Annotated in this window: 20 protein-coding genes and 5 tRNA genes; 19 read left to right on the forward strand and 6 right to left on the reverse strand. The window is 59.1% G+C overall.

Annotation, left to right across the window (positions count from 1 at the left end):
- The first annotated feature begins 156 nt into the window (after positions 1–156).
- The 3 genes from BBDE_RS02545 (at position 157) to BBDE_RS02555 (ending at position 3124) form a co-directional block, all read left to right on the forward strand.
- On the forward strand, positions 157–1113 hold the full coding sequence (locus BBDE_RS02545; protein ID WP_003837232.1) for a CHAP domain-containing protein: 957 nt from the start codon (positions 157–159) through the stop codon (positions 1111–1113).
- A gap of 67 nt (positions 1114–1180) precedes the next feature.
- A complete protein-coding gene (locus BBDE_RS02550; RefSeq protein ID WP_003837230.1) occupies positions 1181–1918 on the forward strand; it encodes a C40 family peptidase in 738 nt (245 codons plus the stop codon).
- Between the two features lie 171 nt (positions 1919–2089).
- A complete protein-coding gene (locus BBDE_RS02555; RefSeq protein WP_003837228.1) occupies positions 2090–3124 on the forward strand; it encodes a universal stress protein in 1035 nt (344 codons plus the stop codon).
- Between the two features lie 122 nt (positions 3125–3246).
- Here BBDE_RS02555 and BBDE_RS02560 read toward each other — a convergent pair whose 3' ends face one another.
- A complete protein-coding gene (locus tag BBDE_RS02560) occupies positions 3247–3660 on the reverse strand; it encodes an OsmC family protein (RefSeq protein ID WP_003837226.1) in 414 nt (137 codons plus the stop codon).
- A 172-nt stretch (positions 3661–3832) separates the two neighbouring features.
- Between BBDE_RS02560 and BBDE_RS02565 the strand changes: the two genes are divergently transcribed.
- Genes BBDE_RS02565 through BBDE_RS02575 form a run of 3 tightly spaced genes read left to right on the forward strand, consistent with a single transcriptional unit; the run spans position 3833 to position 5934 of the window.
- The gene (locus BBDE_RS02565) at positions 3833–4705 is read left to right on the forward strand and encodes a thymidylate synthase (RefSeq protein ID WP_003837224.1); all 873 of its coding nucleotides are present in this window, start codon (positions 3833–3835) and stop codon (positions 4703–4705) included.
- Positions 4706–4762: 57 nt separating this feature from the next.
- Positions 4763–5428: a dihydrofolate reductase gene (locus BBDE_RS02570; RefSeq protein WP_003837222.1), complete on the forward strand. Its 666-nt coding sequence runs from the start codon at positions 4763–4765 to the stop codon at positions 5426–5428.
- Positions 5429–5436: 8 nt separating this feature from the next.
- Positions 5437–5934, forward strand: a complete 498-nt coding sequence (locus BBDE_RS02575) for a low molecular weight protein-tyrosine-phosphatase (RefSeq protein WP_012901902.1) — start codon at positions 5437–5439, stop codon at positions 5932–5934.
- A 43-nt stretch (positions 5935–5977) separates the two neighbouring features.
- On the opposite strand, the gene BBDE_RS02580 is transcribed toward BBDE_RS02575, so the two are convergent.
- From BBDE_RS02580 to galE, 4 genes are all read right to left on the reverse strand, one after another.
- Positions 5978–6053 (reverse strand) — tRNA-Phe (locus tag BBDE_RS02580).
- A 39-nt stretch (positions 6054–6092) separates the two neighbouring features.
- Positions 6093–6166 (reverse strand) — tRNA-Asp (locus tag BBDE_RS02585).
- Between the two features lie 94 nt (positions 6167–6260).
- Entirely contained in the window at positions 6261–6854 is a 594-nt protein-coding gene (locus BBDE_RS02590; protein WP_003837218.1) for a DUF4190 domain-containing protein, read from the reverse strand.
- A gap of 164 nt (positions 6855–7018) precedes the next feature.
- Entirely contained in the window at positions 7019–8029 is a 1011-nt protein-coding gene (gene galE, locus BBDE_RS02595) for a UDP-glucose 4-epimerase GalE (RefSeq protein WP_003837216.1), read from the reverse strand.
- A gap of 182 nt (positions 8030–8211) precedes the next feature.
- On the opposite strand from galE, the gene trmB reads away from it, so the two are divergent.
- The 9 genes from trmB (at position 8212) to fucO (ending at position 17768) form a co-directional block, all read left to right on the forward strand.
- Positions 8212–9069 carry a tRNA (guanosine(46)-N7)-methyltransferase TrmB gene (gene trmB / locus BBDE_RS02600; RefSeq protein WP_003837212.1) on the forward strand — a complete coding sequence of 286 codons (858 nt, stop codon included), beginning with the start codon at positions 8212–8214 and terminating at the stop codon, positions 9067–9069.
- 133 nt (positions 9070–9202) lie between these two features.
- A tRNA-Glu gene (locus BBDE_RS02605) sits at positions 9203–9274 on the forward strand.
- A 25-nt stretch (positions 9275–9299) separates the two neighbouring features.
- Positions 9300–9373: transfer RNA gene (locus BBDE_RS02610), tRNA-Asp, on the forward strand.
- Between the two features lie 31 nt (positions 9374–9404).
- A tRNA-Phe gene (locus tag BBDE_RS02615) sits at positions 9405–9480 on the forward strand.
- Positions 9481–9744: 264 nt separating this feature from the next.
- Positions 9745–12903: a SpaA isopeptide-forming pilin-related protein gene (locus BBDE_RS02620; protein WP_126622055.1), complete on the forward strand. Its 3159-nt coding sequence runs from the start codon at positions 9745–9747 to the stop codon at positions 12901–12903.
- Between the two features lie 108 nt (positions 12904–13011).
- Positions 13012–14808: an isopeptide-forming domain-containing fimbrial protein gene (locus BBDE_RS02625; protein ID WP_003837207.1), complete on the forward strand. Its 1797-nt coding sequence runs from the start codon at positions 13012–13014 to the stop codon at positions 14806–14808.
- Between the two features lie 127 nt (positions 14809–14935).
- Complete coding sequence (locus tag BBDE_RS02630; RefSeq protein WP_003837205.1) at positions 14936–15979, forward strand: class C sortase; 1044 nt, start codon at positions 14936–14938, stop codon at positions 15977–15979.
- 9 nt (positions 15980–15988) lie between these two features.
- Complete coding sequence (locus tag BBDE_RS02635) at positions 15989–16420, forward strand: HTH domain-containing protein (protein WP_003837202.1); 432 nt, start codon at positions 15989–15991, stop codon at positions 16418–16420.
- A gap of 196 nt (positions 16421–16616) precedes the next feature.
- Entirely contained in the window at positions 16617–17768 is a 1152-nt protein-coding gene (fucO, locus tag BBDE_RS02640; protein WP_003837200.1) for a lactaldehyde reductase, read from the forward strand.
- Positions 17769–17967: 199 nt separating this feature from the next.
- Here fucO and BBDE_RS02645 read toward each other — a convergent pair whose 3' ends face one another.
- Positions 17968–18891 carry a glycosyltransferase gene (locus BBDE_RS02645; RefSeq protein WP_003837196.1) on the reverse strand — a complete coding sequence of 308 codons (924 nt, stop codon included), beginning with the start codon at positions 18889–18891 and terminating at the stop codon, positions 17968–17970.
- 56 nt (positions 18892–18947) lie between these two features.
- Between BBDE_RS02645 and BBDE_RS02650 the strand changes: the two genes are divergently transcribed.
- The 4 genes from BBDE_RS02650 to BBDE_RS02665 all read left to right on the forward strand — a co-directional run bounded on the left by BBDE_RS02650 (position 18948) and on the right by BBDE_RS02665 (position 24262).
- The gene (locus BBDE_RS02650) at positions 18948–20447 is read left to right on the forward strand and encodes an AI-2E family transporter (protein ID WP_012901905.1); all 1500 of its coding nucleotides are present in this window, start codon (positions 18948–18950) and stop codon (positions 20445–20447) included.
- Complete coding sequence (locus tag BBDE_RS02655) at positions 20448–21671, forward strand: glycosyltransferase family 2 protein (protein WP_003837192.1); 1224 nt, start codon at positions 20448–20450, stop codon at positions 21669–21671.
- 147 nt (positions 21672–21818) lie between these two features.
- Positions 21819–22637 (forward strand): ABC transporter ATP-binding protein, encoded by an 819-nt coding sequence (locus BBDE_RS02660; protein WP_003837190.1) that lies wholly within the window; start codon positions 21819–21821, stop codon positions 22635–22637.
- Entirely contained in the window at positions 22634–24262 is a 1629-nt protein-coding gene (locus BBDE_RS02665; protein WP_003837189.1) for a hypothetical protein, read from the forward strand. Before BBDE_RS02660 ends, BBDE_RS02665 begins: the two co-directional genes overlap by 4 nt.
- The last annotated feature ends 35 nt before the right edge of the window (positions 24263–24297 follow it).

Below are 24297 nucleotides of genomic sequence, written 5' to 3' on the forward strand. Positions count from 1 at the left end.
GGACTCAGGATGATCCGTTGGTAAGGGGGATTGATTCCGAGGTAAATCTTGGCCCCGGTGTAACGTGTCCTATCGTGACGGTTTTGTAGCTCCACGTGCTCGAGGGCGTGTGGGTTTAGGTACATCCGCGAGGAATCCGCAAGGAGTGATTGATTTATGAGGCATGCGGCGCATAAAGCTGCCCGGGTTTCGGATGAACGTTTCAGTGCTGCGAAGGCACTGTTCACGTCGAGCCGTGGTTCCCACACCGCCAAGGCCGTGCGTATGGTTCAGCTGGCTAATGGCGGGGGCGCCGTTGTCGGACTGGACCCGGCGGTTGCCGAAAAACTGAACGAAGTGGCTCCGATGACCCGTCGCGCCATGCGTGAGGCCGCTCGTGCGGCGGAACGCCGTTCCACGATTGTAACCTCCGCCTCGCTGGCCGCCTTAGTGGGCACCGCTGCCACGGCGGTGGCGCTTACCCAGCAGAATTCGATGAATCTGTTGGTGGCCGATGCGGCTACCACTACTACGCAGCTCAAGCGCGTATCCGACACTTCCGCAGCCTCCCGTTCCGAGGAACGTACCGCCCTTGACTCGCTGGTCGATTCCTCTGACGCCTCGCAGACTTCCAATAACGGTGAATGGCAGCTTGGTGACGCCAACACGATCGCCGACGTCAGCCAGCTTTCCAAGTCCAAGGCCAGCAATCCGAACGTTGCGGTGCTGATGGATCAGGATTCCGAGTCGTTGCCCGCCGGATTCGATTCCGAACACGCCACCGGCGATTCCGGCAATGCGTATGAATTCAGCCAGTGCACGTGGTGGGCGTATGTGCGTCGCCATCAGCTCGGCCTGCCTGCCGGTTCCCACTTCGGCAATGGATGCCAGTGGGCCGCTTCCGCGAAGGCCTTGGGCTATTGGGTCGACAATACCCCTCGCCATGTCGGTGACATCATCGTGTTCGCCGCAGGCCAGGAGGGTTCCGACTCCTATTACGGCCATGTCGCCATCGTCGAGAAGATCAATGACGACGGTTCCATCGTCACTTCTGAGTGCGGCTCCGTGATGAACGGTAAAACTTACTCCCGTACGCTCACAAATGTGAACGATTTCCAGTACATTCATTACTGATTCGGTTTTTGTAGTCAGCTTGTCGTACACTTGGTTGTTGATGAAGAATCTGACTAAACGTTGCTCAATGCTTACCGCTATCGTCGCCGCTACCGTGCTGTTCTCCGGTGTGGCGCCCGTGGCCCTTGCCGCTGATGATGCAGCAGGCCAAGGTTCTGTTGTCGCTACACGGTCGTTCCCCAAGGTGAGCGCCGTGAAGAAGAACATTCTGGCTGAATCCACCTCCACCGAAGTCGAACAGGATTCCGACTGGGGCGGCGTGGAAAGCCTGGACGTCCCGCAAACCAAGTCTCAGGCCGAAAAGGATGCCGAGGAGCGTGCCGCTGCCGAACAGCAGGCCCGCGAACAGGCTGCCGCGGCAGCCCAGCAGCAGGCTTCCCGTAGCTCGGACCGTAGTGATTTGACCACGGACAATTCCAGCAACAGCACTTCCACCGTCACCGTGACTCCACCGGACGGCACGAGCGTGTCCAGTCTGCTGTCGTTTGCCGGCCAATTCGTCGGCAAGGTGCCGTACGTGTCCGGCGGCAACACCCCGTCCGGCTGGGACTGCTCCGGTTTCGTGCAGTATGTGTATGGACAGATGGGCGTTTCCCTGCCGCATTACTCCGGTGCGCAGGCAACCGCGGGCCGCGCGGTCGGTAGCCTTGCCGAAGCGCAGCCGGGAGATATCATCGCCAACTCGCAGCATGCCGCCATCTATGTCGGCAATGGCATGGTCATCAACTCACAGCTGAACGGTACTCGCTACGATCCGATCGCTTGGGTCTTCCCGGGCAGCTACAGCATTCGTCGTATCTTCTGACGATTCTTGACTTTCGCTGAAGGCGTATCCCCATGACTGGGGATACGCCTTTGTGTTGCATGGACGATTGCAATTCAGTCGCGTCGCTACTGTCGGACACGCATGTCGCGCGGTATTGTTGTGGCTAGAGGCAGTGCACAGCGGCGCTGTACTAGTTCAAGGAGGTCGTCCATGATTAACGACAAGGCAATTCTCGTTGGCGTTGATGGTTCCCACGCCAGCTACAAGGCCACATGGTGGGCAGCGAACTATGCGAAGCATGCTGGACTGACGCTGCAGATCGTTTGCGCGTACTCGCTGCCGAGCTACGCGGCGGTGTCGTTCGACGCCACGTATACGGCGATGGGCGATGACAACGCGGCACACAGCGATGCTCAGGAGATTCTGTCGAAGGCCAAGGCCATCGCCGATGAGCAGGGCGTCGAGGCCGCGACGTTGATCGTTACGGGAGATCCGGCATCGGTGTTCGTCGAACTGTCGCGCAACTACAATCTGATCGTCATCGGCAATCGTGGCAAGGGCGGCTTGGCGGAGCGTCTGCTGGGAACCACCAGCTCCAGCCTGCCGGCCTACGCCTATTGTCCGATCGTGGTCGTGCCGTACACCGACGACGATGGCAATCTGATGCATCTGAACAACACCATCACCAAAGTGGCCGTCGGCTCGGATGAATCCAAGTGGGGTCTGAAGGCGCTCGAGATCGCCGCCGACTTCGCCGATGCCTGGGGCGCCGAACTTGACGTGATCTCTGCGGTGCCGAATATGAAGGGCTCGGAGGATGAAGGCGTCATGGCTTCCTTCAAGGAGGATCTTGACGTGCGTATCAAGCCGCTGGAGGAGTCCCATCCGAATCTGACGATCAACAAGCAGATCGTGCCCGGTCCGGCGGTCGGCGCGCTGACCAAGGCCAGCTACGATCATGACGTTGTGGTGGTCGGTTCTCGTGGCCGCGGCGGTTTCACCGGCCTGCTGCTGGGCTCCACCAGCCAGGGCCTGCTGCAGCATGCCGTCGGACCGGTCTACGTGGTGCCGCGCAAGTATGTGGAGGCTGCGGAAAGCCGTCTTGACACGGTGCCGAGCTCCCCGGCCGATGTTGCACCGAAGTCGCTTGACGATATCAAGGGCGTCGAGGAGGTGCCGGTCACTAAGGCGGAGCCGGAGGTGGTCGAGGCCATTGAGACCAAGATCGACCCGGAGCGCCAGTAAGGCGCCGGTGAGGCGGTAGCGCCTCCGATCGGGGCATGACAAAGGGCTTGCGATTTCCGTTGTGATGGGAATCGCAAGCCCTTTGCTTTTGCCGTTGTATTGCTCTTGTCCGGAGACGTGGCTTAGTGCTTGACGGTCACGTTCATGCGCACCGGAGTCGGCTCGACGTACGTGTGCTTCACCGTGCATCCCTTGTCGATATGGCGGGTGACGCGCTCCTTGAGCTTGTCGGCGTCCTCGTCGCTCAGTCCCGCAGCGGTGGCGTCGATTTCGACCTGTTCGTCGAATCCGATGTAGGCGTCGTTGTCGGCGTCATAGGTGCCGTCGACAACGATTTTCGCGCCTTCGCCCTCGCCCAGCGTGTGTTCGATGGCGAACTGGCTTGACAGCGCCGCACAGCCGGCCAGAGCGATCTTCATCAGATCGCCGGGAGTGAATTGGCCACGGCCCTTGCCGAACTTGATATGGGCGCCGTCCTCGCTGAATGCATCCCAGGAACCGTCTTTGTTGCGCTCGACCCACAGTCGCTTGCCCATGGAAACTCCTCATCGTCTTACCGGGAGCGCCGTTCGCTCCTCACCTCTACTAATGTAATCCATATGGGTTCGTTTGCTGCGAAACGTTCCGAAAAGCATAAGGAATCGCCATGTGGACGGGCCTTGGGCGAATAGACGGCATGCGAAGCTTCTGGCTGTTAAGCTGTGAGACATGGCTTTGACATCGGAACAACTTGCAGACATTCGCACTCGTATTCCCGCACGCCCCGATACCGACATTCCCATGCCGTATGAGGATCTCGTGCGCAGGATCATGACGGAGGGCACCTTGAAGTCCGATCGCACGGGCACCGGTACGATCAGCCTGTTCGGCCAGCAGATTCGTTTCGATCTGAAGGACGGTTTCCCGTTATTGACCACGAAGACCGTGTTCTTCAAGGGGTTGGCCTACGAATTGCTGTGGTTCCTCAAGGGTTCCACCAACGTGCGCTGGTTGCAGGAGCATAACGTGCACATCTGGGATGAGTGGGCCGATGAGAACGGCGATCTTGGCCCGGTATACGGCGCGCAGTGGCGTAGCTGGCCCGCACCCACGCCGGACGATCCGAACCGTACCATCGACCAGATCACGAACGTGCTTGATTTGATCAAGCATCATCCGGATTCGCGCCGTATGGTGGTGTCCGCTTGGAATCCGGCCGAAGTGGAACATATGGCCCTGCCGCCATGTCACGCGCTGTTCCAGTTCTATGTGGCAGATGGCCGACTGAGCTGCCAGCTGTACCAGCGTTCCTGCGACATGTTCCTTGGCGTGCCGTTCAACATCGCCTCGTATTCGCTGCTCACCCTCATGATGGCGCAGCAGGCCGGTTTGGAGCCGGGGGAGTTCGTATGGACCGGCGGTGATTGCCATGTGTACGACAATCATGTCGATCAGGTGCTTGAGCAGTTGGGCCGCGAACCGTATCCGTATCCGAAGATTCGCATTCACGAGGCCGAATCATTGTTCGATTACGATTACAGTGACTTCGAAATCGTCGATTACCGGCACCACCCCACCATCAAGGCGCCGGTGGCGGTCTGAGCGTCTGCGCCAGCCGCTAGACTACTGACCCTAGTCCAATCTCAAGGAGTGAATGAAATGGAGCATGATAGTAGCCGCAGTGGCTATCACGAACCCGAGCCCGGACATGCCGGGCTTGAGGACGAGGAGGATTGGGGTGACGATTTCCCCAAGACCTTCTCGGTGAATCTGATTTGGGCGCAGGCCCGCGACAAGGAAGGTCGCGACGGCGCCATCGGATTCGAGGGCGGCATGCCTTGGCGTCTGCCGGAGGATATGAAGCATTTCACGGAGCTTACTGTCTCACATCCGGTCATCATGGGCAGGAGAACGTGGGAAGCGTTGAGCCCGAAGTTCCGCCCGTTGCCGAACCGCGACAATATCGTGATTTCGCATGATCCGGCATATTCCGCGCCGGGTGCGACCGTGGTCGACACGTTGGATGACGCGCTCGACCTGGCCCGTCAGGAAGCCATTCCGGATGACGGTCTCGACCGTAGCGAAATCTGGATCATCGGCGGAGCGCAGGTGTTCCGCGATGCGTTGCCGTTTGCCGACAAGGCGTATGTGACGCAGATCAGCATGCATGTCGACGCCGACACCTATGCGCCCGACATCGCTTCGCTGGCGGAATCCGGTGCGTGGCGTATGGCCGAGGAAGGCGTGTGGCAAGGCACGCAGAAGGGATCCGACGACATTGCCGGATTCCGCTTTGTGACGTACGAGAAGAACCGCGAGGAGTAAATCTATCCATGTATACCGTGATGACCGTGTGCACGGGCAACATCTGCCGCTCTCCCATGGCCGAAATCATTCTGCGCACCGAATTCGAACGTCGTGGTCTGGCCGACAAGGTCAACGTCGAATCCAGTGGCGTCAGCGATGAGGAGTACGGCAATCCGATCGACCGCCGTGCGGTGAAGGTGCTGAAGGAACGTGGCTACGAGCTGCCGGTGCATCATTTCGCGCATCGCATCACCCGTGACGAGATCGAACGCACCGACCTGTTCCTGCCGATGACCGCCTCGCATATGCGCGCGTTGCTCCGTCAGCTGCCGCAGGCCAAGTGCGACGAGGTGCATATGTATCGTAGCTTCGATCCGAATCTGCCGAAGCCGGCGGCCGGGTATGAGAGCGAAATCGACTTGGTGGACCCGTGGTATGGCGGGGCGCACGAGTTCGAAGTGGCCATCGACCAGATTGAAGAGGTCGCGCCATATATCGCCGATTGGGTCGAACGGCAACTGTAACGACAAAGAAAGCCTCGGAGAAATTCCGAGGCTTTCGTATTGGTGGTGGCTCCGAGCGGCATCGATCCGCTGACCTAACGATTTTCAGTCGTTCGCTCTACCAACTGAGCTACAGAGCCGTGAACATTAAAAAACCCGGCATGACCGGGCTATGTTCGCGACCCCGGCCGGACTTGAACCGGTGACCTCCGCCGTGACAGGGCGGCGCTCTAACCAACTGAGCTACGGGGCCGTTGCTGCTGATCGTTTCCGACTGGCAACAGATAGATATCTTACGGCAAAGTCGACATCGCGCAAATCACGGCGTGTCATCTTCGCCGCGGGCGTCAGGATTGCTGTTCCGATTCCAGCTGATTCAACAGATCCTCAAGTTCCTGACGATCCTGATTGTCGAACGGGGAATCGTAATTGTCGTCGCTGTAGCTGGAACTGTTGAAATCCACACTTCCGAACTCCCGCTGCATCAGATTGATGAAGGCGTTGACGAACAGCATGACTACGATGATGTTGATTAGCATGATGGCTGCGCTGACGATGATGCCGGCAACGGCCATGCCCTTGCTGCGTTCGCCGGATTTGTTGATCTGCACCATGGCGACGATGGAAATGATCAGGCCGGCCAGCGGTATGAAGAACGCCAGAACGAAGCCGACGATGCACAGATTGTTCCAACGCTGGTCCACGGGCTGTTCATACGGTTGATACACGCCCTGCGGAGGGTAGGACTGGCCTGGTTGCGGGGCCTGCTGATACGGATTCTGTGCGTATGCCGACTGGCCGAATGCTGGCTGGCCGTATTCCGTCTGCGGGGGCTGGGGAACGTCCGGCTGCGATGGCATGGTCTGGAAATTCTGCGGAATGGCTTCTGTGGGCTGATCCTGCGGCTGCTGCGGCGCAGGGCTGTTTTGATAATCACTCATAAGGCAAGTCTATCCGATGTCGGCGGCAATGGCACGATTATAAGGAAAGAGCGAAAAAACGAACGGATGCCGCATGAGGGGAAAACTTCCCATGTGGCATCCGTTACAGATGTTGATGCCGTGCGTTGTTCACGGCATCATGCTTTCGGCGGCCTTGGATGGCCTCAGTCGGCTTGCTTCCAGGTCTCGACGTCGATGTGATGCTCAGGATTGGCCTGCCAGGCATCCCAGGCGGACTTCACGATGTCTTCGACGTCGTACTTGGCGTGCCAGCCCATTTCCTCGTTGATGCGCTTCGGGGAGCCGATCAGGTGCGGCGGATCGCCGGCACGGCGGCCCATGACGGCCTCCTTGAACGGCAGGCCGGTGACCTTCTTGACCTCGTCGACGATCTGACGCACGGAGGTGCCTTCGCCGGTGCCGACATTGAAGGCGTCGTACTTGCGCTCATCGCGGTCCAGATACTTCAGGGCGGCGATGTGGGCGTCGGCCAGATCGGACACGTGGATGTAATCGCGCACGCAGGTGCCATCCGGGGTCGGGTAGTCGTCGCCGAAGATCGCAGGGGCCTTGCCCTTCTTCAGACGGTCGAACAGCATCGGGATGAGGTTCAGGATCGCCGGATCCTCAAGCTCGACCGGGCCGCAACCGGCCACGTTGAAGTAGCGCAGGCCGCAGAAGCGGATGCCGTACGGCTCCTCGCAGGCGCGGGCCATCCACTCGCCGAACAGCTTGGTCTGGCCGTACGGGTTGATCGGCAGCATCGGCACCACGTCTTCCGGCACCACGTCGACCGGCGGCACGCCGTAGGTGGCTGCGGAGGAGGAGAACACAAGCTTCTTGGCGCCGGAATCACGCATGCCGATAAGCACGTTGAGCATGCCGTTGATGTTCTGCTGGTAGTACCACAGCGGCTTTTCGACGGATTCGCCGACTTGTTTGCGGGCCGCGAAGTGGATTACGGAATCCACGCCCTCGGCCTTCATGATCTCAGCGAGGCGCTCGCCGGCGCCCGGGGCGGCGATGTCCATGCCGTAGAGGCGGGAGCCTTCGATGCGGGTGGGCTTGCCGTAGCTCAGGTCGTCTACGACAACGACCTGTTCGCCTGCCTGATGAAGAGCGTGGACGACATGGGCGCCGATGTAGCCGCACCCACCGGTGACGAGAACTGTCATGTTCTGGCCTTTCCTATGTTGAGCTGTGAGTGTGCGGGCATGCGGTTGCGGCGAATACGTCGAAAGCATGACCGCTGTTCACTTTTGCTCAGGTTTGTTACCTTTTGAACAATTTGAGTATAACACGTGAACATGAACGCACATAATCGGTTCGTTCCTGCGTTTCCTCTATAAATTAGGGTATGCAAGAAGTGATGAACACGCCGACCGATGGTCGGGAATCCGACGCAAACGCGCACAATGAACACCGTCCGGCGCTGTACGGGCGCAAGGTGCTTTCGTTCGTACGCCGTTCCGCAAGGCTGGACGCGCGTCTGCAACGCGCATGGGATGCATATTCGGATGCGTATCTGCTGGATGTCAATGCGGGTGAGGGCTCGCTCGATGTGCGTAAGGGCTTTGTGCTGGATGAAGCCTATATCCGCGAAACCTGGGGCAACGGCAACCCGTTGGTCGTGGAAATCGGCTCCGGGCAGGGCGAGAACATCGTAGCTGCGGCGGCCGCCGATCCGCAGACCAACTTCCTGGCGTTGGAGGTCTATGACCCGGGTGTGGCGCATACGATGCTGTTGGCTGGTAAGCAGGGGCTCGGGAATCTGCGCATCGCACAGGTCAATGCGCCGGAACTGTTCAAGGTGGCTGCGGATGGCGCAATCGCCGAAGTGTGGACTTTCTTCCCCGACCCGTGGCCGAAGATGCGCCATCACAAGCGGCGTATCGTGCAGCCCGAACTGGCGGGCGAGATCCATCGTACGCTGCAGGGCGGGGGAGTGTGGCGCATCGCCACCGATATCGAGGACTATGCGTTGCATGTGCACGAGGTGATGGACGGACTGGAATCGTTCCGTAACGACGGCGACGTGACCGTGAGTCTGCCGGTGGAGCACGTCGGCAAGGGCAATGCGGATGAGGCGGCCGGCTTGGAGCATGCCGATTTCACTGAGTCCGCACGTTTTGACGGGCGTGTGCTCACCAACTTCGAAAAGAAGGGTCTCGCCGCAGGTCGGGTGATTCATGATTTCACCTATCGCAAGGTCTGATGATTACGGGGTGAATGCCGCGATGACGTTCAGCCTTGCCGTTGCAACGATTTTCAGGGCGACACGCCGGAGGTTGCATGTCGTTGAGATTCGCGTATAGTAGGGCGAGTTGTCACGCGGAAACGCTGAAAGCGCCCCCTTCGTCTAACGGTTAGGACACCAGACTTTCAATCTGACAACGAGAGTTCGACTCTCTCAGGGGGTACTTACCTTGGTAACAAGGTGGCAATGGCCCCGTAGCTCAGTTGGTTAGAGCGCCGCCCTGTCACGGCGGAGGTCACCGGTTCAAGTCCGGCCGGGGTCGCTGGAACAGAAGAACGATTTCGTCTGTTCATGGCTCTGTAGCTCAGTTGGTAGAGCGAACGACTGAAAATCGTTAGGTCAGCGGATCGATGCCGCTCGGAGCCACCACAGCAAGCCCGCAAGTGTGCGGGCTTTTTTGTTTTCCCCTATCGATATGCAGCCTAGCGGGCGAAAGCCCCCGATAATGTGAACACGCCGGAGTGGCAATCGTTCTTTGTGTGATAATCCGTGGTTTTGGGCATGCCCCCTCATTGTGGCAATGTCATTGCCCCTTTATTGGATGGGAGGCACAGAAAAACCTGATATAGGGAGTGAAGCATGGGTCATCAATACAAAATAACGGGGGGGGGGTATAGGTTTGTCGCCTCCCTGTTGGCCGTAGTCGCTCTGATAGTGGCGAGCCTTATCCCGCCATCGGTGCACGTCGCCAAGGCCGACGACGATGCATCTGCCGCATCGGTGACTCCTACGGCGTATGCGGCTAACTATGGCCAACTGGTCAACGCCATCAACGGGAGCCAGAGTGCAGTGATCGCCATTACTGGCAATATCGCCTTCACTGGGCAGATCACCTTGAACCAAGGTAAGAAGATCACACTGGTCTCCGATGCCAGCGCATGCGGCACAGCCTGCGAGCTGAACTACGCATCGGCCAGCGACTTCTCCTTGTTCAATGTCATTGGTGATTCAAGCCTCACCTTTGGCGGTGGCACGGAGGATACCAACAAGCTCAGTTTCAGCAACCACAGCAATGGACGTCTGGTTCAGGTCGGTTCCGCTAGTGACAAGGGAACTGTGACCATCAACGGTGGTACGTACAACAAGAACGGAAGCATCAGCAACACGACCGGTGACGGCAATATCGCCTACGTATTCAAAAACGGCAATCTGACCATCAATGATGGTGATTTCAAAAACAACTATGCGAGTGCCGCTTCAGGCAGCACGACCATCGGTGTCACTAGGTCGGGCGGTGCGGTTGTGCGTTCGTCCGGAAGCGTAACCATCAACGGTGGAACGTTCTATCAGAACTCCTCCGCCGGTCCGAATAGTGAACGAAACGATGAGAATAACCTTGATTTCCACGGTGGCGGTGCGATTTGGAGCGACGGTACCCTTATCGTCAATGACGGTTTATTCAGTGCTAACAAAAGTTACGCGAAGCATTACAAAAAATCCGGCAAGCGACCCATTGGTGGCGGCGCAATCTGGGCTGCCGGACGTTTGGTGGTCAACGGCGGTACGTTCCAAGACAATTGGCAGATGGACAACAACACCGAACTGTATGCGACCGGCGGCGGTGCCATCTACTTCGGTGATGGTACGAAGGGTAAGTCATACAACGGCAGCATGGTCATCAACGGCGGTACGTTCGACTCCAATCGTTCCATGCAGGACGGTGGTGCCATCTTCATGGCGTGGGACTGCAGCGCCGTATTCCAACAGGGTACGTTCATGAACAATTGGTCCAACCGATTGGGCGGTGCCGTATACACTGAAGAGGATTCGACCAGCTACGTGACCAATGCGGCCGCATATGAGAATCATGCCGGCCACTTCGGCGGTGGTTTGTGGCTGTGCCCGTCCGGTAAGGGCCTTACCAGCGAACACGGCGGTATGGCGCTGTTCGCGAATGAGGCGAACGTCAAGTACGACCGTACCGAAACCGGCGTCTTGGTTGCCAATGATAAAAGTGGTAAGAACTATGATAATCCGAATTCTTACCAGTATGGAACAACAGGTGCCGGTGATGATTTCTCCATCATGTACCCGAGCAAGAGCGGCCAAACGAATTACTTCCAGCTGTCGGTCGAATGGTTCACCGGAGATATCATAACCTGGCACGACGATGGGCAGCCGACATCCAAAGCCAATGGCTATCTCTACACTGCTGACGCATTGAGCGTCAACGCTATGTCTCGTCCGGATGGCGGCGTCGGATATACGTCGGATACTAAGCTTGACCCTGGCGGTTCCAATGACTTCGGATATGGTTTGAAGGTCACTGCGAGTATGCATGCACAACAGAATGCCATCCACCAGGCGTTCATAACCTTCACGAAAAACACGGCTCGACTGTCCGGTGGCGCGTTCGGCTCCAACGGCGTAGTGGACTTCGTCAAGGTGTATGACGTCAACTGGAGCAAGGTCAGCAGTGTGGGTACCAGCAAGAATCTTGCCGGCTCCAAGTGGGTGCTGGCCGCCAATGCGGGTTCCGGCCCTCACAACCTAGATTTCGGTAATGTGGCGAATTGCTCTGCTGATGATTCCGGCTCGCTCACTCCGAGTGAAGGCGTGTGGTGCTTTGTTCCCACGGACACCACTGACAGTTACTATGCTGCGTTCAAAGGAAAGTATGTGACGATTGTGTCCGACAACGGCATTCTTGACAAGAACAACGCCAACGGTCAATTCAGAGTCAAAGGCCTACGAGTCGGAACATACCTCATGAAGGAATATCAGGCTCCGGATTGGTATGAGCAGTCAGGCAAGACCTACACGTTCACCATCATTGCGGACACTCAGGTGACCATTTCTGTCTACGAGGATGACGGTAAGGACACCGGTGCTGTGAACGGCAATGCGATTGCCAACAAGCCTTACGGCGCGGTCAGTTGGGGCAAAGTGGATTCCACGGACCAGCTGACGGTGTTGGCGGGCAGCAAGTGGAAACTGCAGGATGCCAACGGCAACGATATTCAAGGCGCTGACAACATTACTGACTGCACCGACCAGTGTTCCTCCTCGTTGGACAATCCGTACCACGACGTGGATTCGGGTGAAGGAACGTTCAGGCTGACATATCTGCCACTCGGCACGTACAGGCTTGTCGAGACCAAGGCTCCGGACGGCTACGACCTGCCCGATGGCGCAACGGTGTACTACACCTTCACCATCAAAGAGAACGATGACCGCATGAACGCCAAGCTTTACAAGGCGGATGGCGTCACTGAGGTCACTGAGAACAAGGTGCCGAACGACCATACGAAGGGCAGTGTCATCTGGTACAAGACCGACTCCACCAAGGAAGGGAAAGGGGATGACGCCCGACTGAAGGGTTCCGAATGGTCCCTTACCCAAACCAAGGACTGGAACCGCGATATCGCTACCGAAGAGCGTACGGTCATTACTGTGACCGACTGCAGCAGAGATACGGGATGCTCCGCAGCATCGAAGGATCAGGCCAAGGAGGCGGGCAAGTTCCAGCTGAAGGATCTTGACTGGGGCACGTACGAGCTTGTCGAAACCAAGGCTCCGGCCGGATTCTACAGGTCTGAGACGATCTACACGTTCGTCATCGACAAGGACCATACCGCCCCTGCCGAGATTCAGATCAAGAACGGCACCGATCCGGTGACGGGCAACATCATCACGAATACGCCGGTCACCGTCAGCAGTCTGCCGTTCACCGGCACCGGTAGCCAGACGCCGCGCATGTTCCTGCCATACGTGCTGGGAACGGTCGGCGCCGGTCTGGCGGTCGGTCTTGGCCTACACGTGGCCCGTCGACGTATGGCACGGCAGGGCTGACCCCATTCATCCAAATCGTTTTCCCTTCGCTTCCGCCGCAGCCAGCGGCGGGGCGGGGCTGAACTTACCCAAAAACAACATAAATTGAAGAAAGAAGGAAGCGAAACCATGACATTCAGGAAACTTTTGGCAGGAGTGGCCGCAGCGGCCACGCTCCTGTCGGGTATGGCGTTCGGCGCCGGCAGTGCAATGGCCGGCGAAGTCGAACCTGCGACCATCACTCTCAACGGTGAGACCGGCGCGGTGAAGGGCCACACCTACAAGGCCGTGAGGATTGGCTCGTATGACCATGCATCCTTCGTCGAGAAGGATGATGGCGTCACCTATGTCGAAAGCCTTACGGTGAACACCGAAGCCGCAGTCGCAACCGGTGCGACGACCGCTCTGAATGCGGCAGTGGCCGAGGGAACCACTTGGAATACCGGCGATTACCAAGACAATCCGGTCGGCTATGTCGCGTCGGAAAGCGGCTACTTCACCAGCAGCCCCAACAAGCCGTGGAGCGGCAATCTGCGCAACTTCGTGAGCTCGCTGGTCAGGCAGGCGGATTTCCAGGCCGTGCTGGCGACTGCCACGGCATACACCGCCGGCACCGACAGCGACACCCTCACCATCAGTGGACTTGAAGAAGGCCTGTACGTGGTGGTCGACACCACCGTCAGCAACGCTGAGAACGTTGACCATACGCAGACTGATTCCATCCCGATGCTTGTGGGCACCAAGGTGAGCGGCAAGGACTTCGAAGGCCAGACGCTGGGCGTGGTCAACGTCAAGAACCAGACCACCTACATCGACAAGGTCATCGTCAAGAACAACAAAGAGTGGGTCGGCACGACCGAACGCGTCGGCGACACCGTGACCTTCAAGCTCACCAGCCGGGTTCCGCTGACCGTCGGCTACCTGAACACCGATGAGAAGCCGTACCGCTTCTCCATCGGCGATACCATGAGCAAGGGCCTGACCTTCCAGCAAGTCACCTCCGTAACCATCGGTAAAAAGACGCTGACCGAGGCCGATGACGGTGCCACCGCCACCGCCGACCAGTACCAGCTGACCACCACCGCCAACCAGAAGTATGATACGACCGACACCGAAAGAAAGGCGACCTCCCTGAAGTTCGACCTGTCCAACGCCGTGTATGCGGCTGGCCAGAACGCGGTTGACAGCAAAGTCGATGCCAAGGCCGAAGACACCATCACCGTCGTATACACCGCCATTCTGAACAAGGACGCGGTCCATGCCGTGAATGGTGCGAACCCGAACAAGGTCACCCTCGACTACACCCACAACCCGGACGACAACACCGAGCACCACGTGCCCGGCCCGGAAGTCAAGGTGTACACCTATGACTTCGGCTTCCTCAAGGTGAAGGCCGACGGCCAGACCAGCCTCGATGGCGCCAAGTTCGTCATCAAGCAGGGCGACCAGTACTTCAGGTTCAACACGACCACCGGTCTGTGGGAGAACGGCACCAAGGGCGCTGATCCGGTGGATGCCGACAAGTTCACCGGAACCGACGGCGTCTTCGAGTTCAAGGGTCTCGCCGAAGGTACCTACGACGTTGTGGAAACCGACGCTCCGGCCGGCTACCTGTCCACCACCAAGGCCAAGTTCCAGGTGGTCATCACCTCCACCAACAAGGACGAGGACGGTAACGTTCGGGGCACCGGACACGAGATCAAGTTCGTGAACGGCAATACCGGCTTCAACCTGCTGACCAACCTCAATGAGGACGGCACCGCCAAGGATGGTGGCGCGAAGGTGAAGAACCTGAAGTCCATCACCCAGCTGCCGCTCACCGGTGCCGCAGGCATCGCGATCTTCGGTGTGATGGCCGCCCTGGTCATCGGTGCCGGTCTCGCGGTCGGCATGAAGCGCCGCGGCATCGCCAGCCGTCTGGCATGATCGGGGCCTGAAACCCCCACGTCGATCATGACCGTAACGCCGCCCCACACGGCCCATCCAGGCCGGTGGGACGGCGTTCCCGATTCCCAAGGGCCGCGAATGGCGGCATGCGTCGGAAAGGAAACCCATGGCACAGCAGGAGCCGGTGCGACGGTACGACACGTTGTCGTTCGACGAGGCGTTGGACGTGTCGGACGTGATGCGCGAACGACGCACATTACGACGCATATCGCAGGTACTTGCCGTGCTCACGGTATTGCTGATCGGCGGCGGTCTGCTGCTCGGCGCGTACCCGTTGGCCCTGCAGTGGAAGTCAAGCCGTGAACTGGCTTCGCAAAGCGAGCAGGTGAGCGAAAAGGTCGACGGATGGCCCTTCCCCCAAGCGCGCGACCAACTGCGTGCCGCCACGGAATACAACGCCAAGCTGGCGGCCAGCGGTCAGCCGGTCCTGGGCGAGGCGGTCGATCCATTCGACATCGCCAACGGCAGCAGCCAGGCTTCCAGCCAATCCGACTCCAAGGCATCCAAGGACGCCGAATACCAAAGTCTTCTGGATACCGGCAACGGGGTCATGGGAGCGGTCGAGATCCCGAAGATAGACGTCGATCTGCCTATCTACCACGGTACGGGAGAAGACCAGCTCGCCATGGGCGTCGGGCATTTGTACGGCACCAGCCTTCCCGTGGGCGGGACGAGCACGCACACCGTCATCACCGGCCATCGCGGACTGGTCAGATCGCCCATGTTCACGCGGCTCGACGAGATGGTGAAGGGCGATTTCATCTACCTGAAGGTCATGGGCGAGACCTTGGCCTACCAAGTGGACGACATCAGCGTCATCAAACCGGATGACACGTCGAAGCTGCGCGTGGTCGACGGGCAGGATCGGATCACGCTGATGACGTGCACCCCGTATGGCGTGAACACGCACAGGCTGCTCGTGTCCGGGCACAGGGTGGACATTCCCGAACCGGCACCCGACCCGACCGACCTGCATGATTGGCGGACCATCGGCATCTGGTCATGCGCAGGCATACTCACGGTCGGCTGGCTGCTGGTCTGGCTGGTCGGTCGGTTGCGTCACGGCGTATGGCGGCGCATGCGTCATGCAACCCGTATCTATGTCCGCATCCAACGTTCCGGCCGGCAGGCGAGTGCGAAACATCGTTAAGGAGGCACGATGAGCAAGGATTTCACCAGAAAAGAAGTCGAATATCTACGGTCCGTTCCCGCAGTCAAAAAGGTCGCGAAGAACCGGATCACCTATGCGCGTGCATTCCAGTTGTACTGCATGGCCAGATATCTGCGGGGCGACGGGCCGACCGCGATTTTTCGCAGCGTAGGCCTCGACCCGGATGTCGTCGGGCGGAAACGCATCGAACGTTGCATCGCACGGTGGAAGCAGGATGAGCAGTTGATGGCGGAAGCACAGCAGATGAATCCCGATGCGGCACCCGACGTGCGTGACAGGATCATTCTGGTGCAATGCAGTCAAATCAAGGAACTGACGCAGCAACTGTCGGAATTGCAGAAGCGTCTCGCCGACCTCATCTACGAGGTGAATGCGCAGGATGCGGGAGCCCTGCCTACCGACGATTCCGATTCGCTCTGATAGACAAGCGGAAGGTGAGACCGCATGCAAAGATCATGCAGGTAACGTACCGAAACTTTTTTGGGAACGTTCACGGAAAATTTGGTGTCGTTGTTTCGGAAATCCCCTTAACGGGGTTTATGATGATTCTCGTCGGGCTGCAGCGACGATGGCTGTAGCCCCCGAACACAGTACCTTTGCTTAAAGGAGAGCACCTATGGTCTATCGCATGATTTTCAACCAGACCGCATACTTCGGCCGTGGCGCCATCAAGGAGATCCCGGGCGTCGCCAAGTCCCATGGCTTCACCAAGGCATTCATCGTCACCGATCCGGTACTGCTTGAAACCGGTACCGCCAAGAAGGTCACGGACGTGCTCGACGAGGCAGGCATGCCGTATGAGGTGTTCAGCAACGTCAAGCCGAACCCGCCGGTCGAATGCATTCAGGACGGCGTAGCCAAGTTCGCCGCATCCGGCGCCGACTTTCTGATCGGCCTGGGCGGTGGCTCCCCGCAGGACACCTGCAAGGGCATCGGCATCATCACCGCCAATCCGGAGTTCTCCGACGTGCTCTCGCTTGAGGGCGTAGCAGACACCAAGAACCCGTCCGTACCGATCTTCGGCGTGCCGACCACCGCCGGCACCGCGTCCGAAACCACCATCAACTATGTGGTCACCGACACGGCCAACAAGCGCAAGTTCGTGGCCGTCGACCCGCATGACATCCCGATCGTCGCCTTCGTGGACCCGGATCTGACCGATTCCATGCCGCGCGGACTCAAGGTCGCTACCGGCCTCGACGCCCTGACCCACGCCATCGAGGGATACATCACCCCGGGTGCGTGGAGCCTGTCCGACTGCCTGTCGATGCAGACCATCCGCATGATCGCCAAGAACCTCGCCAAGAGCGCCGACGGCGACATTCCGGCTGGCGAACAGATGGCCTACGCCTCCTATATCACCGGCATGGCCTATTCCAACGTCGGCCTTGGCCTGGTGCACGGCATGGCCCACCCGCTGGGTGGCCGCCTCGGCGTGGCACACGGCGTGGCCAACGGCATTCTGTTGGCTCCGGTCATGGAATACAACAAGGACTTCACCGGAGAGAAGTACCGTGACATCGCCGATGCGTTCGGAGTCGAAGACGCCTACACCGGCGATCTCGACAAGGTGCGCGAAGAGGCCGTGCAGGCCGTACACCAGCTCACCGTCGACCTGAAGAACCCGACCACCATCTCCGAGGTCGGCGCCACCGAGGCCGATCTGGACGCGCTCGCCAACGACGCCTTCCACGACGTGTGCACGCCGGGCAATCCGCGCCAGGCCACGCAGGAAGACATCCTCGCCATCTACAAGAGCCTGATGTGAGCCCGATCCTCACGATATGAGCCGATCATGGCACGAATCGTGAGGATTCGACGTCGATAATCAATCGTGGCGCGTATCCCATGAATCCACCTCGGAAAAAATTCGGGTGTGCCTTCACGGGATACGCGCCACGATTCCTTTGGACGGTCGGAATGCATGCATTCACGCCGGGATTGTGGGGCCGTAGGGGGATGACGGCTTACTCGTGCTTTTCGCTCCACTCCTCATCGGTGGGAGTGTCATCATATAGCTCGCGGCCCTCCTGCTCGGCCAACTCCATCTGCTCGTTGATCCATGCGGCCTCGGCCGGATTGATATCCGCCGTGTCAAGCACCTTCTGCCACACCGGATACAGCATATGCATCACCGGATAGAGCGCAGTGATGAGAATCTCCGGCTTATGCTTGCGCGAATGCTGCGGATGCGCATTGAACGTGTTCTTGAACCGGCGCATATAGTTCAGGAACGACGTGGGGGAGGTGTCCATGCGGCGCGCGCTGATGCCGGCGATCATGCGCGGGCAATACACCGTCTTCATATCCTTGCCAAGCAGATGCAACGAAATATCGATATCCTCATGCATCACATCGGACTTGTCACGGCACACCTCACCGGCAATCGCATGCCATGCGGACGCACGCAACGCCATATTCGAACCAAACAGCAACGGCTGACCATCATCGGCCTTGTAAATGCGCTTACGGGTGGAATTGTCACTGCGAAGCCCGAAATGACGACTCGGCATATCGTAGTACATCACCGGACCGGTGGCGCCCATGGCCTCCGGATCCTCGGTGAAGATGCCGGCGACCACCTCGACCCAATCCGGGCGGATCATGCAGTCGGCATCGAAACGGCCCAGCACATCACCCGTAGCATGGTTCAGGCCATAATCACGCGTGGGAATCAGCCCCTGCTCCTCATCCTGATGCAACAGGCGCACCGGAGCCTCGGGATGATCCTTCATGAACTGCTCGACCACGGCGACGGTCGAATCGGTGGAGCGGTTATCGACGACAATCACCTCATGCGGCATCACGGTCTGCCTAGTGGCGTTGAGCAGGCAATCGTTGATACGCTCCGCTTCATTCCATGCAGGGATGATAATTGAAACGTTCAGCATGCCTACAAGAATATGTGCCAGTCCGTACACGGTGCCTGTCGCTACAATAAGGAGCCATGAGCGAACGCGTACGGCACATGAATGAAACGACGGACGATACGATGGCTGCCGAAGACACCACGAATACGGCGACAACCATGGCGGATGACGGGCAACGCTGGGATCTGGGCACCCTGTTCCCTGCGAAGGGCGATTCCAGAAGACCACCGGAATGGCTAGGACGCGCCCTGCTGTACATCGCCATCGCCATCGTAGTGTTCAGCTTCTGCTGGCGCTCCTGGGGGCAGATCGCGTATCTGGTCATGGACATCGTGGTATCGCTGTTCCTTGCGCTCGCAGTGGAACCGGTGGTGGTGCCGCTGGTCAAGCATGGCTGGAAACGCGCCTTCGCGTCGCTGTTCGCGCTGGTGCTGCTGGCGGTGATCCTATGTACGCTGTTCGGTCTGTTCGGCAACATGTTCGTGCAGCAGGTGATCGCCATGATCAACGGCCTGCCCGACCTGTACAAGCAGATCTGCGACTTCGTAAGTCAGTACACGAATTTCGAACTGCCGGAGATCAACAGCCTCGGCAGCGAAATCCTCAAGAACATACAGACCTCCTGGGTCACCGATTTCGCCGGCACGGCCCTGAGCACGGTATCCGGCCTGTTCTCCTTCCTGCTGAACCTCATGACCATCGTGATGACCACGTACTACATCTCCGCAGCAGGCCCGAAACTGCGTCGCGCCGCCTGCCAGTGGATGGCGCCGGCCGCACAGCGCCGCTTCCTGTTCGTCTGGACCGTCAGCCAGGGGCAGATTTCATCCTTCCTGTTTTCCCGCGCGATTCTCGCATTGCTCAACGCCACCTTCACCGCCATCTGCCTTGAGGTCCTGCATGTGCCGTATTGGCTGCCGTTGGCGCTGTTCTGCGGCGTCACCTCGCAGTTCATCCCGATGCTCGGCACCTATATCGGCGGTGCGCTGCCGGTGCTGTTCGCATGGGGCAACCGTGGCATCTGGTACGGCATCGCCGTACTCGCATTCATCTGCGTCTACCAGCAGATCGAAAACCTGATCTTCGCGCCGAAGATCTCGCAACGTACCATGAACATCAACGATGCCGTCGCCTTCCTCGCCGTGCTCGCCTTCGGTTCGCTGTTCGGCGCGCTCGGTGCATTCCTGGCGCTACCGGTCACCGCTTCCATCCAGACCATCTTCCGTACCTACACCAAACGGTACGATCTGGTCGATTCCCCGCTGATGAACGATCCGGTTCCGGAAAAGAAGTCGAAGGTGGTGGAAGGCGCCGAGGCGATCAGCGAGCGTGTGCTGCATCACATACCGCGTGCCGTGCAGGGTTCCACCGCACATGTGCCGATTTCGGACGAGGTGCGTCAGCTGCAGGAACAGGCGTACAATATCAGCCCGTCAGATGGTTCGGATGAGGCTGACGATTCACAGACGGTCGCCATCCCGAAGAACGCGCTTTCCGCCCAAGGCGGCAGGCCGTTGAAGGGAACGGCCGACGCGGACGACGCATCCGACGACAATCCGAGAAGTAGGTGGCGCTAAATGGTACTGCTGAGCGTACTGGACATAATCCTGATCGTCGTCGGCGGCGCGGGCATGGTCTATCAGGCGGTGTGCATTCTCATCTCCCTGTTCACCAAGCCGGTCAGGTTCCCCGAAGCTCCGATGGACAAGCGGTATGCCGTGCTGATCTCCGCACGCAATGAGGAGAACGTCATCGGCAATCTCATCACCTGCATCCAGACGCAGACCTATCCGAAGGAGCTCATCGATATTTGGCTGGTGGCCGACAACTGCACCGATGCCACCGCCGAAGTGGCGCGCGGCATGGGCTGCCATGTGATCGAACGGTTCGACCAGCGGCTCATCGGCAAAGGGTACGCGCTGACCTACCTGCTCGACCGGATGAACGAATCCGGTGCTTCCGACCCGTATGACGCCTTCTTCGTATTCGATGCCGACAACAAGCTTGACCGGAACTACTTCGAAGAGATGAACAAGGCGTTCCAGTCCGGCTTCAAGATCCTGACCAGCTACCGTAATTCCGTGAACCTGTCCGACAATTGGGTGTCTTCGGGTTCCGCATTGTGGTTCATCCGTGAATCACGATTCCTGAGCGCCTCGCGCATGTGGCTCGGCAACAGCTGCCACGTCGGCGGCACCGGCTTCATGTTCTCGCAGGAGATCATGCGCCGCAATAACGGGTGGAAGTTCCATCTGCTGACCGAAGACCTTGAATTCACCATGGACTCCGTGTTGCACGGCGATCGCATCGGCTATTGCGGCACCGCGATCCTGTACGACGAGCAGCCCGTCACCTTCTCGCAAAGCTGGCGTCAGCGCCTGCGGTGGAGCAAGGGATTCCTGCAGGTGTTCCGCTACTATGGCCCGGCCCTGATCAAGCGGGCGATTCGCGAACGTGATTTTTCCGCCGTTGATTTCACGCTGCTGCTGTGCCCGTTCACCGTGCTCGGCATAGCCCGTATTCTGCTCGGCCTGCTGTTCGCGCTATGCGGATTCGTGACCTGGCAGAGTCAGCTCAACTCGCTTACCGGATGGACTTCCGGCATTGTGATGTCGGTGGTCGGCATGATGGGATTGGCGGCGTTGACCATCATCGTGGAACGCGATCATGTGGGAGCCACCAACAAGGAACTGTTCGCCTATGTGCTGAGCTTCCCGATCTACATGTTCAGCTATGTGCCGATCTCGTTCCAGGCGGTGTTCTCCAAGGCCGAGTGGAAGCCGATCGAACACAAGGGCTGAAGTCCATCTGCCGAAGGGGCGCCTTCGCCATGCGTTGCGCTTTCCGCTATGCGCTGGACGACAACGTTTCGCTGATGGCATGATGTACGCAGTGCGTTCACCGTGGGCATAATGCGCACGCCGTTATGAGGCTGATAGGGTGGTGGCATGAGTTTAGACAATGTTTCCCCTTCTGTGGGATTTGCCCCGGCCGTTCCCCTAGATGGCTCCGCAGCGGTTTCGATTCGCGGTCTGTTCAAGCGTTTTGGGCAGAAGGTGGCCGTCAACGGATTGTCCCTCGACATTCCGGTGGGTTCCTTTTACGGATTGGTCGGACCGAACGGCGCCGGCAAGACGACCACGCTCAACATGGTGACCGGCTTGCTCGTGCCGGATGGCGGTGCGGCCATGATTCTCGGGCGTGACGTATGGCGCGATCTGAACGCAGTGAAGCGTTCCATCGGCGTGATGCCGCAACCGGACCAGATCTTCGACAGGCTGACGGGCCTGCAGCTGCTCGTCTATGCGGGCATGCTGCGCGGCATGAAACGCGACGAATCGGTCAAACGTGCCAACGATCTGCTGGGGGCGTTCGACCTGACGGGTGCCGCGAACGTGATGGTCGCCGACTATTCGGCCGGTATGACCAAGAAAATCTGCCTGGCCAGCGCCATGATCCATAGTCCGCGCGTCCTGGTGCTCGACGAGCCGTTCGAATCGGTCGATCCGGTCTCCAGCGCGAATCTCAGGGACATTCTCATCGAATACGCCTCCACCGGCGGAACCGTCATCATCTCATCGCACGTCATGGCGCTTGTCGAGAAGATGTGCACGCATGTGGCCGTCATCAACAAGGGTCAGGTCTGCGCGGCCGGCACCGTGGAGCAGGTCGCGGCCGGCGAAGATCTCGAGGACCGTTTCCTGCAGCTGGTCGGCGGCCGTCATGCGGCGGCGCGACTGTCGTGGCTGGACGGTGGTGCGCAGTGAACGCCGTCGGTACCATCATGAGATTGCGCTGGGCGCTGATGCGGGCGACCATGCGCAAATCGACCATGATGCTCGTCAGCTACATCATCAGCGCGATATTCGGCGCCGGCGCAATCGTCGGTTCCGTGGCGTTGGGTCTTATGCTCGGTCCGCTCATCGGCGGCACCGACGGCATGATCTGGCAGATCCTACGCATGGTGATGGTGCTGTGCGGCGCCTTCACGACAGCCATCGTGATCATCGTGCAGATCATGTATTTCGGTCAGGGCACGGCCATGAATCCGCAGAAATTCGAACTGTACGGAATCGATGACCACACCTTGGTCAGCGGCCTGTTCCTATCCGGTCTGACCGGTCTGGCCACGATCTGGGGCGTACTCGTCATGCTCGGCCTGGTGCCGATCTACCAGTCCGCGGGTGCCATCGGCATCGTGGCGGGCATCGTCGCCGTCCCATTGGCAATCATCACCATGATGGTGCTGTCGAAACTCGTGATCTCGCTGCTGACCACGTTGACGAATTCCAGCAGCGGCAAAAGCACGATTTCCATCATCACCATCCTGCTGTTCGTGCTGCTGTGCCAGGTTCCGGGCATGGCGATGAACAGCCAGGATCTGGATCATTTCAGCCTCAAGCCGTTCATGATGGTTGCGGACGTGTTCTCGTGGACGCCGTTGGGTGCGGCGTTCCAGCTGCCGTTCGACGTGGTCGCCGGTTCCTGGGGCTTTGCGGCGCTTCGCCTGCTGATACTCGTCGCCACATGGGTGGTGTGCTACCTCGGCTGCCTGTGGTGCCTGAAGAAGGACCGCACCATCGCCGGCTCCACCGCGCATGCCGTTTCCTCGAAGGGCATCGGCCTGTTCTCCACGATGCCGGATTCCCCGTCCGGCGCGATTTCGGCCCGTTTGCTCACCTACCTGCGCAGGGATCCGCGACAGGCGCCGATGATGTTCATGCCGTTGCTGTTCATTGTGGTGTTCACCATACAATCGCACGGCATAACCGCGATGGTATGGCAGTCGATCATCTGGGCGGGTCTCTTCCTGGTGCTGCTTGAAGGTAACGGCCTGTCCTATGACGGCCGGGGCTTCACCATGGAGGTGATCAGCGGCGTTCGCGGTGTGGATGACCGCCACGGCCGCGTGCGGGTCTATATGGTCATGCTGATCGCCTACATCGCGATACTGATGGTCATCGTCTATGCGATCACCGGCGACTGGCGCAGTACCGAAGGGCTGATCATGGGATTGGTCTTCGGCTGCATAAGCCTGTGTCTGGGATTCTGCGGACTGGGCTTGGCGGAAGTGGTCTCCTGCGTGTTCATGTACCCGGTACCGTCCATATCGCGCCCGTTCTCGTCGCCGCAGGGCAGGGTGGGAGCCCAGATGCTGTTCCCCTTCCTGCACATGTTCGGCATGATTCTGCTGTTGCTGCCCACCGGCATCGTTGCGTTGGCGCTGGGATTGACGGGCAATTGGGAGCTGTATTGGCTGTTGGCCCCTGTTTCGCTGGTCAACGGCATCGCCGCGCTTGCGATTGGTACATGGCTTGGCGGTAAGCTGTTGGAAGCTCGGATGCCGAGAATCCTCGCCACTTTGGACTCCTTCGCATCCCTGCAACAGTAAGGACGGATCTTTGTCGGATTGAGGGGGAGCGGTCG

Origin of the sequence: Bifidobacterium dentium JCM 1195 = DSM 20436, assembly GCF_001042595.1 — a bacterium.
Lineage (GTDB): Bacteria > Actinomycetota > Actinomycetes > Actinomycetales > Bifidobacteriaceae > Bifidobacterium > Bifidobacterium dentium.

Excerpts from the sequence above, each read along its gene's own strand:
- BBDE_RS02545 (WP_003837232.1), top strand. The coding sequence starts at position 157 with ATGAGGCATGCGGCGCATAAAGCTGCCCGGGTTTCGGATGAACGTTTC.
- BBDE_RS02550 (WP_003837230.1), top strand. The coding sequence starts at position 1,181 with ATGCTTACCGCTATCGTCGCCGCTACCGTGCTGTTCTCCGGTGTGGCG.
- BBDE_RS02555 (WP_003837228.1), top strand. The coding sequence starts at position 2,090 with ATGATTAACGACAAGGCAATTCTCGTTGGCGTTGATGGTTCCCACGCC.
- BBDE_RS02560 (WP_003837226.1), bottom strand. The coding sequence starts at position 3,660 with ATGGGCAAGCGACTGTGGGTCGAGCGCAACAAAGACGGTTCCTGGGAT.
- BBDE_RS02565 (WP_003837224.1), top strand. The coding sequence starts at position 3,833 with ATGGCTTTGACATCGGAACAACTTGCAGACATTCGCACTCGTATTCCC.
- BBDE_RS02570 (WP_003837222.1), top strand. The coding sequence starts at position 4,763 with ATGGAGCATGATAGTAGCCGCAGTGGCTATCACGAACCCGAGCCCGGA.
- BBDE_RS02575 (WP_012901902.1), top strand. The coding sequence starts at position 5,437 with ATGTATACCGTGATGACCGTGTGCACGGGCAACATCTGCCGCTCTCCC.
- BBDE_RS02590 (WP_003837218.1), bottom strand. The coding sequence starts at position 6,854 with ATGAGTGATTATCAAAACAGCCCTGCGCCGCAGCAGCCGCAGGATCAG.
- galE (WP_003837216.1), bottom strand. The coding sequence starts at position 8,029 with ATGACAGTTCTCGTCACCGGTGGGTGCGGCTACATCGGCGCCCATGTC.
- trmB (WP_003837212.1), top strand. The coding sequence starts at position 8,212 with ATGCAAGAAGTGATGAACACGCCGACCGATGGTCGGGAATCCGACGCA.
- BBDE_RS02625 (WP_003837207.1), top strand. The coding sequence starts at position 13,012 with ATGACATTCAGGAAACTTTTGGCAGGAGTGGCCGCAGCGGCCACGCTC.
- BBDE_RS02630 (WP_003837205.1), top strand. The coding sequence starts at position 14,936 with ATGGCACAGCAGGAGCCGGTGCGACGGTACGACACGTTGTCGTTCGAC.
- BBDE_RS02635 (WP_003837202.1), top strand. The coding sequence starts at position 15,989 with ATGAGCAAGGATTTCACCAGAAAAGAAGTCGAATATCTACGGTCCGTT.
- fucO (WP_003837200.1), top strand. The coding sequence starts at position 16,617 with ATGGTCTATCGCATGATTTTCAACCAGACCGCATACTTCGGCCGTGGC.
- BBDE_RS02645 (WP_003837196.1), bottom strand. The coding sequence starts at position 18,891 with ATGCTGAACGTTTCAATTATCATCCCTGCATGGAATGAAGCGGAGCGT.
- BBDE_RS02650 (WP_012901905.1), top strand. The coding sequence starts at position 18,948 with ATGAGCGAACGCGTACGGCACATGAATGAAACGACGGACGATACGATG.
- BBDE_RS02655 (WP_003837192.1), top strand. The coding sequence starts at position 20,448 with ATGGTACTGCTGAGCGTACTGGACATAATCCTGATCGTCGTCGGCGGC.
- BBDE_RS02660 (WP_003837190.1), top strand. The coding sequence starts at position 21,819 with ATGAGTTTAGACAATGTTTCCCCTTCTGTGGGATTTGCCCCGGCCGTT.